Genomic DNA, 11954 nt, shown 5'->3' on the forward strand with positions numbered 1-11954 from the left:
TCTTGTCGAATGGCCAGTGAAAAAGTGAATAAAAATAAAATCGTTATAAATCAATAAGTTAAAAAATAATTTGCTGGAAGAATAAAACCTGGCACAGCGGCTGCAATGTATCTGGCAACGAACGAGACAACAGAGCGAGACGCCAAGATGGCCAACTTCCAGCTGTTCAACACCCAACAGGCAAAAGCGCCAGCGAGCACCACCCTGAACGCTTCCAAGGCACCGGCCTATGCCTACAACGCCAAGCATCGCCTGGCCCAGCTGGCGGTCACCGGTTGCCTGAACTCGACCTTCTACACCTCGCCTGAAGGCCAGCTGGACGCGGTGCTGCAACTGGTAAGCGAGCTGGACAGCCGCTTCGTGGCCCAGGCCGCCCGTTACGCTCGGCAGCAAGGCCATATGAAGGACATGCCGGCGCTGCTGCTGGCGGCGCTGACCGCGCAACGCTCGGCCCTGGTGCCGGAGCTGTTCGCCCAGGTGGTGGACAACGGCAAGATGCTGCGCAACTTCGTGCAGATCCTGCGCAGCGGCGTGACCGGGCGCAAATCCCTGGGCTCGCAGCCCAAGCGTCTGGTGCAGAACTGGTTGAACACGGCCAGCGAGCGTCAGCTGTTGCAGGCTTCGATCGGCACCAAGCCGTCCCTGGCGGACGTGCTGAAGATGGTTCACCCCAAGCCAAGCGATGCCTGGCGCGAAGCCTTCTTTGCCTGGGTGATCGGCAAGCCGGTGGATGTGCAGGCGCTGCCTGAGCTGACCCGGGACCTGCTGGCGTTTCGCAGCGGGGCGACACAGGAAGTGCCGCAGGTGCCGTTCCAGTTGCTCGGTAACGAGACCCTGAGCGCCGGACAATGGGCAGCGCAGGCCCGCAACATGGGCTGGCAGGGGCTGCGCATGAACCTCAACACCCTGGCGCGTCACGGCGCGTTCCAGGTGCCCGGTTGCACCGAGTACGTGGCGGCGCGGCTGGCGGATGCGGGGGAGGTGGCCAAGGCGCGGGTCTACCCGTACCAGTTGCTGGCGGCCTACCGCATGGCCGGCGAGGACGTGCCGCAAGCGGTCCGCGAGGCGCTGCAGGATGCCCTGGAGCTGTCCCTGGCCAACGTGCCGGCGCTGGCGGGCCACGTGGTGGTCTGCCCGGATGTCTCGGGCTCGATGCACAGCCCGGTCACCGGCTATCGCCAGGGCGCCACCACCGCGGTGCGCTGCATCGATGTGGCGGCACTGGTGGCGGCGGCGGTGTTGCGCAAGCAGCCGGCGGCGCGGGTCATGCCGTTCGAGCGGGGGGTGGTGAACATCCACCTCAACCCGCGGGACAGCGTGATGAGCAATGCCCAGAAGCTGGCGAACATCGGCGGTGGCGGGACCAACTGCTCGGCGCCCCTGGCGCAACTGGCCAACGCCCAGTGCCGCGTGGACACCCTGATCCTGGTCTCGGACAACGAGTCGTGGATCGATGCGCGGCGCCACGGGGCCACGGAAACCCTGCGCCAGTGGGAGCGGATCCGTGCCATCAACCCGCAGGCGAAGCTGGTGTGCATCGACATGCAACCGGGGGCCACGACCCAGGCGCCGGACCGCGAGGACATCCTCAACGTCGGCGGCTTCAGTGACGCGGTGTTCGATGTGATCGCGCAGTTCACCGCTGGCAACTACGGTGCGCAGCACTGGGTCAAGGCGATCGAGGCAATGGCGCCCTGATCGATAGAACATGGAGGTACACCGTGCGCCGGCCAGCCGGCGCACACCGAAGATTTTTTGCTCATTGGCCCTGAATGCCGCTGTGACTACATCCAAAGGCGTCTCAGCAACTCTTGTCAGGGCCGGTGACGGCACGAATGCCAGTGGCTGTACATCCTGGTCAAGCCGGTTCGAATCCGGCGATCAGTCACTACTTTTGTCGTGCCACCTTTTTTGCAGTTTTTGCGACGAATGCTGGTGGAACTACATCCCAGGTTCGGGATGCGGGTTCGATTCCCGCCGGTGCTGGAAAACGGCGCCGTGGTTCAATGGTCAGAACACGAACGTACTGTTTCATCGACCCTTGTCGTCGCATCTTTTTCCCCGCCTCGGCGGGATGGCAGCGAATGCCACGGGTACTACATTTTGTCGCGGGTTCGAACCCCGCCAGCCGCAAGGCTGTAGCTCAGTCGGTAGAGCCAATGTGCCTGTTCCCTTGTCGCTGCCCGCAGGCCCGGCCTGCACCGATTGACCCGGCGAATGCCGGTGGAACTACAGGACAGCGTGGTCGCGGGTTCGAGTCCCGTTCACTAGCTCAGAGGCAGAGCGCGCTGCATGTTCCACCTTCACTTGTCGCCGTTTGCACCGAACACCGCAATTCCGTAGGCGCTGGCTTGCCAGCGAAGAGGCCCTTGAGATCGTTTTCTGCGACCCGGCTCCTACACAACCTATTGAACAAGGCCGCCAGAGCGGCCACAGGAAAAAGAGTCAACGACATGGAACAGAAAACCTACCAACTGCTGGAAGTCGCCAACGGCAAGCCGATCAAGATGTGGACCCAGGGCGTGCCGGTGGAAAACGAAGCCCGCCAGCAATTGATGAACACCGCGAAGATGCCGTTCATCTTCAAGCACCTGGCAGTGATGCCCGACGTGCACCTGGGTAAGGGGTCGACCATCGGAAGCGTGATCCCCACGGTGGGCGCGATCATTCCGGCCGCGGTCGGGGTGGATATCGGTTGCGGAATGATCGCCGCCCGTACCTCGCTGACCGCCTCGGACCTGCCGGATAACCTGGCCGGGCTGCGCAGCGCCATCGAGGCGGCGGTGCCTCACGGTCGTACTTCGCCGCGTAGCGGTCGCGATAAGGGCGCCTGGGGCGACGTGCCGCAGCAGACCGATCAAGCCTGGGCGGCCCTGCACCCGCGCTTCAAGGCGATCACCGATAAGTACCCGGCCCTGGCCAACAGCAACAACCGCCAGCACCTGGGAACCCTCGGTGGGGGTAACCACTTCATCGAGGTCTGCCTGGATGAGGCCAACCGGGTCTGGTTCATGCTCCACAGCGGTTCCCGCGGCGTCGGTAACGCCATCGGCAACCTGTTCATTCACCTGGCCCAGGCCGATATGCGCCAACATATCGCCAACCTGCCGGACCGTGACCTGGCCTACTTCGAGGAAGGCAGCCAGCACTTCAACGATTACGTGGAAGCCGTGGCCTGGGCCCAGGATTTCGCCCGGCAGAACCGCGAACTGATGATGCAACTGGTGATCCAGGCCACCCGCAAGGTGATCAGCAAGCCCTTCGAAGTGGCGCTGGAGGCAGTCAACTGCCACCACAACTACGTGCAGAAGGAGCGCCACTTCGGCGAAGAGGTGCTGGTGACCCGCAAGGGCGCGGTGTCGGCGAAGAAGGGCGAGCTGGGGATCATCCCGGGGTCGATGGGGGCCAAGAGCTTCATCGTCCGCGGGCTGGGTAACGAGGAGGCGTTCTGCTCCTGCAGCCACGGGGCGGGGCGTACCATGAGCCGCACCAAGGCCAAGAACACCTTCACCCTGGCCGACCAGATCCGCGCGACCGCCCATGTGGAGTGCCGTAAGGACGAAGCGGTGATCGATGAAATTCCGATGGCCTACAAGGACATCGACCAAGTCATGCACGCCCAGCGCGAGCTGGTGGAAGTGCTGCACACCCTGCGTCAGGTGGTGTGCGTAAAGGGGTAGAACAATGGACGACATGGATGGCTTGATAGCGGCCCCGCCCGGCTGGCATTACCAGCTGAGCGACTACGAAGCCCGCCGCGTGCGGGAGGTAATGGACGAATTGGACCGGCACGGCGCCTGGCTGGAACTGAGCCGCTTCGGCAACGGTTTCGTGCGTCAGGCGGCGGTGCGCCACCTGGCCGCGCTGCCTTCGGCCGAGTCCTTGGCGGCGCTTCTGGAGCGGCTCAACGACTGGGTGCCCCAGGTGCGCCAGGAGGCCGCCGCGGCGCTGGAGGGTTACCTGGCGCCAGAGCGCGCCGAGCTGCTGTTGCAGAGCCTGACGCCGCTGCTGGCCCTGGCCGGCAAGCAACGTGCCGACCATGGCGCGACCCTGCAGCGGGCGCGTGCGGTGTTGCAGTTGGCCCAGGTACGCGAAGACGTTGAAGGCGCCTTTGCCGGTTGCCGGGGCAAGGCCGCGCGCTTTGTCTTCGAGCTGCTGCTCGAAGGGGCGCCGGATCGGGCGGCGCTGCTGGCCCGGGCGCTGCGCCACCCGGAGGTCAGCGTGCGGCAGATGGCGGTGGATGCCTGCGCCGAACTGCCCGCCGCGCAGGCCGTGCCTTTGCTGGAAGAGGTGATGCAGCGTTGCGGCGCCAGTGTCCGGGTCAAGGCTCTGCGCCTGTTGCTGCCGTTGCTGGCCGACCCTCGCGAGTATCTGGCTCAGGCGCTGCTGGACCCTTCAGGGGCCTTGCGTTGCCTGGCCCATTGGGCCGCGCCGCGCCATGGGCTGGACCCGCGGGAAGTGTTGTTGGCCCGCTTGCAGCAGCCGGCGCCACGCAACAAGCGCCAGTGGCTGGGGCTGCTGGGGCTGGTCCGGGAACTGCAGGCGCTGCAAGCCGACGCCATGGTGCGCCAGGCACTGGCTTCGCCGGCACTGAGCGTGCGCCTGCTGGCCCTGCAAACCCTGGGCGAGCGCGGCATGGCCGAGCAACTGGCGGCCCTGGACGACGTTTCGGACAAGGTCTTCGATTGCGCCCTGGCCCTGCTGCGTCAGCAGCCCTGGGCGGTGTTCGACGAGGCCCTGGAACAGCGCCTGGACCAGCACTGGCACGACCTGCCGCAGGCGCGGCGCTGGGCCCTGCTGGCCCTCAAGCCGGGCTGGCGCCAGTTGGAGTACCTGCTGTGGCGCCTGGGGCAGGGTGGCAGCGAGGCCGCCTATTGGCGCGAGACCCTGGCGCGCTGGTGCAATGGCCGCTACGGGATGTTCGACCCGGTCACCCCCAAGCCCCTGCGCGAAGCCATGGTGCAGCGTTTGCAGGCAATGGAAGCCGCCGGTGAATTACCCGCAGGTTCGGCCCAGCGCCTGCTTTGAAGAATGGAGAGAGCCTTTATGCAACCGCGGCCACTGTTGACCCGAATAGAAGATGAACACTGCCGCGCGCTGCGCCAGCAACTGAAGGAGGTGTACTGCGTCTTCGATTTTGTGGTGCTGGCGGTCGAACCCGAGGCTGAGGTGGATCAAGCCCTGCATCGCCAGGGCTTGCAGCACCTGTACCAGCACTTGATGGCTGAACGTCGCGAGCGCTGGGAACAGCTGCGCCAGGACCCGCGCTACGCCGACGTCGGCCTGACGTCGATGCGCTGGGAGCAGGAGCGAGCGGTGCCTGAGGTGCTCAGCCAGGAGCAGGTCCGGCAGTTGATCTGCGCAAACCTGGATCAGCAGGAGCAGGCCTTGTACCGGGCGTTTTGCCAGCCGCCGTACGGGCTGCGTTTCCCGGGAGGGGCCGAGCAGGCCCGGCAGGTGTACGGCCAATGGCTGGACCTGCTGGGGCTGGACCTCGAACAGCGGCCCCAGGTGATCAACTGGGTGGGCAACCTGGAACTGGACTGTCAGGCACCGGACATGGGGCCGCACTTGCAGCCCTGGAGTGACTATTTCGACGAAGGCCTGGAGTGGTGGGGCGTCTGGTGCCTGACGGTGTGGAACCCCGCGCGCCGGACCCTGAGCGTGCTGGCCGCCAGCGCCACGGATTGAACAAGGAAAAAGGATCATGGAACACCTGGAACACCATCCCCTGAGCAACGCCATGCGCGAACGGGTATTGGACGAGCTGGCGCGGATCGAGCGCGAGCGCAACGTGCAGGTGCTGTATGCCTGCGAATCCGGCAGTCGGGCCTGGGGTTTTGCCTCCACCGACAGTGACTACGACGTGCGTTTCGTCTATGTGGAAAAGCCCGAATGGTTCATCCAGGTGGACGCCGGGCGCGACGTGATCGAGCGGCCCCTGGACGACGAGCTGGACATCAGGGGCTGGGAGCTGCGCAAGACCCTCGGGCTGTTGCGCAAGTCCAACCCGACCCTGCTGGAATGGCTGGATTCGCCCCTGGTGTATCGCCGCGAACCGGCCGCCGCCGCGCGCCTGCGCGAGCTGGCAGAGGCGTTCTACAGCCCGCCGGCGGCGCGCAATCATTATCTGTCGATGGCCAGGAAGAACTTTCGCGGTTACCTGCAAGGCGACAGCGTGCGCTTCAAGAAGTACTTCTACGTGCTGCGGCCCTTGCTCGCGGTGCGCTGGATCGACCAGGGCCGCGGCCGACCGCCGATGACCTTCGCCGACCTGCTGACCACGGTTGACCATCAGCCGCTGCTGGACGAAGTGGCCGAGCTGCTGGTGTTGAAACGCAGCGCCGAGGAGTCCGCCTACGGGCCGCGACGCCCGGCACTGCACGCCTTTATCGCCGCCGAGCTGGAACGCCCGGTGCCGAAGCTGGCGCGTACCCATGAAGACAACGCGTTGCTGGACGCTTACCTGCGGGAAACGGTCCGGCACTACGCCTGAGGAATGTGATGAAACAGGAAGTCATCGAACTGGACGGCGCCATCGGCGGCGGCCAGGTACTGCGCAGCGCCTTGAGCTTGTCGATGCTCAGCGGCAAGACCCTGCGTATCCGTAATATTCGTGCCCGGCGCAGCCGCCCGGGGCTGCTGCGCCAGCACCTGACCGCGGTGCAGGCGGCGGCCCAGGTGTGCGGCGCCAAGACCTCCGGGGTCGAGCTCGGCTCCCAGGCCCTGACCTTCGAGCCGGGGCCGATCCGTGGCGGCGACTACCGCTTCGCCATCGGCACCGCCGGCAGCTGCACCCTGGTGCTGCAGACCCTGCTACCGGCCTTGTTGTACGCGCCGCAGCCCAGCCGCGTGAGCATCAGCGGCGGCACCCACAACCCCCTGGCACCGCCGGTGGATTTCCTCCAGCAGGCCTGGTTGCCGCAACTGCGGCGCATGGGCGGGCGGGTCGAACTGCAACTGCTGCGCCATGGTTTCGTACCGGCCGGCGGCGGTGAGCTGGAGGCCTTTGTCCAGCCTTCGGTGTTGCAGCCCCTGCACCTTGAGGCGCGTGGCGCACTGCTGGGGAGCCGGGCCTGGGCGCTGAGCGCGGGCCTGCCCGAGCATGTGGCGGAGCGCGAGTTGCGTCGGGTGCACAATCGCCTGGAACTGCCACGGGAGCACCTCACCCCGGTGCAGTTGGATGAACAATACGGCCCGGGCAATGTGCTGTTGCTGGAGTTTGCCTTTGAACACTTGACCGAGCTGTTTTGCGGCTTTGGTCAGAACAGCCTGCGGGCGGAAAAGGTCGCTGACCTTGCCATCGACCAGGCCCGGGACTGGTTGGATTCCGGCGCGGCGGTGGCCGAACACCTGGCCGATCAACTGCTGCTGCCCATGGCCCTGGCCGGCGGCGGCAGTTTCACCACGCCGCGCATGACCGAACACCTGGAGAGCAATATCCGGGTGATCGAAGCGTTTCTGCCGGTGCGCTTCCAGACGCAAGCGTGCAATGCGCAGGTGCTGCGGGTCGAGTGTCTGGCCCGCCACGCCAATTAGTCCGCCACCCGATCGCTGCCGGGGCCGGCATTGCCCGGCGCCACATCATCCCTCAAGAGCCGGCTTGCCAGTGAAGGCGGCCCTGACGTCGCCGCAGGACTCAAGGGCCGCTTCGCCGGCAAACCGTCTCCCACGAGGTGCGGCGTTGCCGGATAATGCCCGGCTTCACGCTCGGAGAAGTACGCAATGGATCGCAACAGCTGGCTCAAGGTTCTGAACAAACTGTTGATGTTGGTGCAGCGCTTGGTGTTGCTCAGCGGCTTTTTTCTCGCCGCTCTGCTACTGGGGTTCACCATCAAGTCCAGCTTGCAGCCCCTTCTGGCGATCTTCCTGGCCTCGCTGCTGATGATCATCAGCGTGGTGGTGCATGAAGGCGGGCACTACCTGGCAGCCCGCTGCTGCGGGATGCCGGTGTTGCAGGCGCGGATCGCCGCGGTGGAGGTGCAGGTGCTGCGACGTGGCTGGCGCCTGCGCTGGTCGCCGCAGCTCAAGCGCAGTCGCCTGGGGGGCTATGTGATGGCGGCGAGCAACCTGCAACGGCCGTTGCGTCGGCAATGGATGCTGATGGCCCTCGGCGGGCCGTTGCTGAATCTGCTGGTGGGAGGCATGGCCCTGGCGCTCGGGCTGTACTGGCAAGGGGTTTGCGGCGCCCTGGCGCTGGCCTTTGCCATCATCAATCTGGTGCTAGGGGTGGGTAATCTGCTGCCGGCCTGGCAGGTATTACCCAGCGACGGCATGTTGGCGCTGGGGTGGTATCTGCACCGCGACGATCAACGTCCTGAGCTGGCCCAGGCACGCCTGCTGGCCCTGACCGTGGCCGGGGTGCCCAGCGCCCAACTGCCGGCCCGGGACCTCGACCTGCTGGCCCAGGGCAGCATGCCCGGCCCCCTGGTTGCCTTCGGCTACCGGCTCAATGCAAGGCAGGACCAGGGCGACTGGGCCGGGGTACTGCAGATAGAGCAGGAGCTGGACGAGCTGCTGGCCGCTCGGGCCGGGGAGTTGACCGGCATGAGCGGCCTGATCGAGCTGTTGCGCGGTGAACTGGTTTTCAGCCGTGCCTACCTGCAGCGCGACGCCGGCCTGCTGAAGGGCCTGCCGATGAGTGCCGATGTCGACTGGTATGCGCCCTGGCTGCGGCCGCGCTGCCAGGCATTGACGGCCATCCTTGCAGGTGATCGTCGGCAGGGCGAGGCGTATGTGCAGCAAGCGCTGCAGGCGGCGGATAACTGTGTGGTGCGGTCCCAGGGGCGCAGCGAAGCCTTGCTGGCCGCACACCTGCGGGCCCTGGCGTAGCCATGGCGCGCCCCGGCCGCGCACTTTGTAGGAGCCGGCTCCTACAGGGCCGGGGGGCAGGGCGAGGGTGAAAGTAATCGGTATGCGAGCGTAAAACTTTTATACTCCGGCGCTTTATTTTCCCTAGCCAGCAAGAGGAACACCCCGTGGCCAACGAACCGGATCAGGATTTCTACAACCGCGCCGACGCCGTCATCGAGTTGACCAACTCCCACATCGCCGACAGCAGCCGGGGCAAGGCCAGCGCTTCGCTGATGTACGCCAACGCGCGTTTCAGCGCCTGGGTCAGCGCCTGCGGTTGCCGCAATGCCGAGGAACTGGCGGCGGCCAAGCAACAGGCAGTGGACTATTTCCTGGAGGAGTTCCGCCTGATGCTCGAAGAGAACCTCACTGATTACATCGAGAACTTCCCGCGCTACATGAACGGCCAGCAGGACTGAAAAGGTCGAACGCCGTCGCTGAGTAAGCGGCGGATTGTGTGACCTGCGTCACTCTTTTCTCAAGTGATCGATGACCTTGGTCGATAAGCTCTGAATGCCTATTGATAAGGAGTTCGTCATGGCCTTGCTACCGGTTCGTCTGTCTCATCGTTTGACCCTCGGCAGTGTGTTGCTGTTGCTGTTCACGGCGCTGGCGGTATTTGTCGTGATGACGTTACGGGGGCAGCCCAAAGTGGTGGAGGCAAGCTCGGCGTTGATCGAGCAGACCGGCAGCGCCATTGTTCGCCAGCTGGCGTTGCAGTTGGCGGGGATCGAAGGGGTGACCGCGAGCATGGCCCACCTGGTGGAAGGGCTGCCCAAGGAGCAGGCGCTGGTCATGGCCACCTTGCCCAAGGTGATCGACCATGAAGGCGACAAGGCGATTGCCGGGGGCGGCATCTGGCCAGAACCCAATGCCTTCACCCCCGGGGTCGAGCGCCGCAGTTTCTTCTGGGCCCGCGGCGATGGCGGAGCCCTGGCATTCTCCGATGACTACAACGCCGCGGGCAGCGCGGGTTATCACCATGAAGCCTGGTACACCGGGGCGCGCAACAGCGCACCGGGGCGTTGCCTGTGGTCCGAGGCCTACCAGGACCCGGTGACCCAGGTGCCAATGACCACGTGCAGCGTGCCTTATCGTCAGGACGGCGTCTTCGCCGGGGTGGCCACCGTCGACCTGCGCCTGGATGACTTGGCGCGTTTCCTCAAGGAGCAGGGCGCGGTCACCGGCGGTTATGCCTTTGCCCTGGACCAGGCCGGCAACGTGCTGTATTTCCCCGATGCCCAGGCCAGCGGCGGGGCGCAGATGCTCAGCTTTGATGCCCTGAGCAAACAGCAGCCCTGGCTGGGGCCGGTGGCCGAGGTGCTGGCCAAGGCCGCGCCCGCCGGGCAGGTCCGCAGCCTCGACCTGGCGCAGGATGGCCGCTTGCAGGAAGAGGCGCGGGTCAGCCTGTTCACCATGCCCGGCAGTGGCTGGACCATTGGCCTGGTGACCCCGGAACGGAAGGTCACCGGCCTGGCCCGGGCCATGACCACCGAGATACTGGTGTTTCTCCTGCCGTTGCTGGCCTTGCTGCTGTTTTTTGCCTGGCTCGGCGGCCACAAGCTGATTGCCCAGCTGGAGGAGACCACCCAGCAGATCGACGCCCTGGGGCGTGGCCAGGCCACGGACAACGTCGAGCTGCACGTGGCGCGGGCCGATGAGATCGGTGCTTTGCGCGGCGCGGTCAACCGTTACGCCGGGCAGCTGCGGCAGATGCTGCAGAAGATCGCCAACGAAGCCCGGCAACTGCAGAACGAGGCCGGGCGCCTGGGCGAGTTGAGCGGCACCCTGGCCCAGCGCGCCGAGCAGCAGCGCCAGGAAAATACCCAGCTGGCCACGGCCATTACCCAGATGTCCTCCAGCGCCCTGGAAGTGGCGCAGAACACCAACAACTGTGCCGACACCGCGCGTCAGTCGCTGGTGGTGGTGCAGGACGGTCAGCAGCGGGTCGCGGCCAACAGCCAGTCGATCCAGCTGCTGTCCACGGAAATGGCCGAGGCGACGGCGGTGATCCAGCGCCTGGAGCAGGACAGCCAGCAGGTCGGCGCGGTGCTGGACGTGATCAAGGCCATCTCCGAGCAGACCAACCTGTTGGCGTTGAACGCTGCCATCGAGGCGGCCCGGGCCGGCGAGCAGGGCCGCGGCTTTGCCGTGGTGGCGGACGAAGTGCGGACCCTGGCCGGGCGCACCCAGACCTCGGCCAACGAGATCAGCGGCATGATCAGTGATTTGCAAAGCGCCTCGCGCCAGGCCGTTCAAGCGATCCAGTCCGGCGAGTCGCGGACCCGCCAGGCGGTGGGCGAGGCCTCCGGCGCTTCGGACGCCTTGTCCAGCACGGTGACCAGCTTCGACGACATTTCCCAGCGTGCGCAGCAGATCGCCGTGGCGGCGCAGCAGCAGAGCCATGTGACTCAGGAGATCAACGAACTGGCGGTGCGCATCCACTCCATCAGCGAAGACAATGCCCGTGACGCCCAGGCCCTGGACAAGGTCAGCGAGGCAATGCAGGCCCTGTCCGGGCGCTTGTCGCACCTCAGCCAAGGCCACAGCTGAAGGCTCACTCACCCGGGCCGCCAGTGGTCCGGGTGAGTTTCAACTCCCTCCGCGGGGCGCTGTCGTCGCCCCGATTCAGCCTTGGCTGAACAGCACCAGCTGGAAATTCAGCAGCAGCCCCAAGGCCACCCCGCCAAACCCCAGCAGCCCACTCACCAGCGGTTTGTCTGCGGCCCTGCGCGTGGCCAGGAAGCGGGCAATGGCGGCGCCGATCAGCGCGCCCGGAAAGTCGAACAGGTAGAACAGCCAGCCCATGCTGTCGATCGGCGAGGTGATCCACAGGCAGAACAGCTGCAAGTGCTCGGCCAGGGCCAGGGTCACGCCGGTGAACAGCGCCGACGAGGGCCGGGTGCACAGCAGCAGGCCGAGGATCAGCCCCTGGGGCAGCCAGTAGGCGGCGAAGTTTTCCCAGAAATAATCCATCGGTTGCCAGGCCCGGACGATTGCCAGGGACAGCCCCCAGAGGAGCGCGACGATGGCGGACAGGTACTTGAGGGGCACAGCCGGTGCAGCAAGTGAGCGGGAGGGCATTGCAGGGTCTCGCAGTT

At 65.7% G+C, this 11954-nt stretch carries 9 protein-coding genes and 2 pseudogenes; 10 read left to right on the forward strand and 1 reads right to left on the reverse strand.

From position 1 onward, the window contains the following. The first annotated feature begins 147 nt into the window (after positions 1–147). From LXM55_RS28140 to LXM55_RS32830, 10 genes and pseudogenes are all read left to right on the forward strand, one after another. Complete coding sequence (locus LXM55_RS28140) at positions 148–1698, forward strand: RNA-binding protein (RefSeq protein ID WP_233323390.1); 1551 nt, start codon at positions 148–150, stop codon at positions 1696–1698. Between the two features lie 755 nt (positions 1699–2453). Then, positions 2454–3680, forward strand: coding sequence for an RtcB family protein (locus LXM55_RS28145; RefSeq protein WP_233323391.1), 1227 nt, complete (start codon positions 2454–2456; stop codon positions 3678–3680). 4 nt (positions 3681–3684) lie between these two features. Continuing rightward, on the forward strand, positions 3685–5028 hold the full coding sequence (locus LXM55_RS28150; protein WP_233323392.1) for a PBS lyase: 1344 nt from the start codon (positions 3685–3687) through the stop codon (positions 5026–5028). 18 nt (positions 5029–5046) lie between these two features. Continuing rightward, positions 5047–5691: a hypothetical protein gene (locus tag LXM55_RS28155; protein ID WP_233323393.1), complete on the forward strand. Its 645-nt coding sequence runs from the start codon at positions 5047–5049 to the stop codon at positions 5689–5691. 16 nt (positions 5692–5707) lie between these two features. Next, on the forward strand, positions 5708–6496 hold the full coding sequence (locus LXM55_RS28160; RefSeq protein ID WP_233323394.1) for a nucleotidyltransferase domain-containing protein: 789 nt from the start codon (positions 5708–5710) through the stop codon (positions 6494–6496). Between the two features lie 8 nt (positions 6497–6504). Further along, positions 6505–7539 carry an RNA 3'-terminal phosphate cyclase gene (rtcA, locus tag LXM55_RS28165; protein ID WP_233323395.1) on the forward strand — a complete coding sequence of 345 codons (1035 nt, stop codon included), beginning with the start codon at positions 6505–6507 and terminating at the stop codon, positions 7537–7539. Between the two features lie 186 nt (positions 7540–7725). Beyond that, the gene (locus LXM55_RS28170; protein ID WP_233323396.1) at positions 7726–8832 is read left to right on the forward strand and encodes a site-2 protease family protein; all 1107 of its coding nucleotides are present in this window, start codon (positions 7726–7728) and stop codon (positions 8830–8832) included. 146 nt (positions 8833–8978) lie between these two features. Further along, complete coding sequence (locus tag LXM55_RS28175; protein ID WP_233323397.1) at positions 8979–9272, forward strand: DUF3144 domain-containing protein; 294 nt, start codon at positions 8979–8981, stop codon at positions 9270–9272. 376 nt (positions 9273–9648) lie between these two features. Beyond that, positions 9649–10284: pseudogene (locus tag LXM55_RS32825) on the forward strand (PDC sensor domain-containing protein); the annotation flags it as partial. A gap of 606 nt (positions 10285–10890) precedes the next feature. Beyond that, a pseudogene (locus LXM55_RS32830) lies at positions 10891–11406 on the forward strand (methyl-accepting chemotaxis protein); the annotation flags it as partial. 75 nt (positions 11407–11481) lie between these two features. On the opposite strand, the gene LXM55_RS28185 reads toward LXM55_RS32830, so the two are convergent. Further along, the gene (locus tag LXM55_RS28185) at positions 11482–11937 is read right to left on the reverse strand and encodes a hypothetical protein (protein ID WP_233323399.1); all 456 of its coding nucleotides are present in this window, start codon (positions 11935–11937) and stop codon (positions 11482–11484) included. Between the last annotated feature and the right edge of the window lie 17 nt (positions 11938–11954).

Origin of the sequence: Pseudomonas sp. Au-Pse12, assembly GCF_021341665.1 — a bacterium.
In the GTDB taxonomy this organism is placed as follows: Bacteria; Pseudomonadota; Gammaproteobacteria; order Pseudomonadales; family Pseudomonadaceae; genus Aquipseudomonas.

What these genes read in the sequence shown, in the direction of transcription:
- LXM55_RS28160 (WP_233323394.1), top strand. Translation starts at nt 5,708, where the DNA reads ATGGAACACCTGGAACACCATCCCCTGAGCAACGCCATGCGCGAACGG.
- LXM55_RS28155 (WP_233323393.1), top strand. Translation starts at nt 5,047, where the DNA reads ATGCAACCGCGGCCACTGTTGACCCGAATAGAAGATGAACACTGCCGC.
- LXM55_RS28140 (WP_233323390.1), top strand. Translation starts at nt 148, where the DNA reads ATGGCCAACTTCCAGCTGTTCAACACCCAACAGGCAAAAGCGCCAGCG.
- LXM55_RS28170 (WP_233323396.1), top strand. Translation starts at nt 7,726, where the DNA reads ATGGATCGCAACAGCTGGCTCAAGGTTCTGAACAAACTGTTGATGTTG.
- LXM55_RS28185 (WP_233323399.1), bottom strand. Translation starts at nt 11,937, where the DNA reads ATGCCCTCCCGCTCACTTGCTGCACCGGCTGTGCCCCTCAAGTACCTG.
- LXM55_RS28145 (WP_233323391.1), top strand. Translation starts at nt 2,454, where the DNA reads ATGGAACAGAAAACCTACCAACTGCTGGAAGTCGCCAACGGCAAGCCG.
- LXM55_RS28150 (WP_233323392.1), top strand. Translation starts at nt 3,685, where the DNA reads ATGGACGACATGGATGGCTTGATAGCGGCCCCGCCCGGCTGGCATTAC.
- rtcA (WP_233323395.1), top strand. Translation starts at nt 6,505, where the DNA reads ATGAAACAGGAAGTCATCGAACTGGACGGCGCCATCGGCGGCGGCCAG.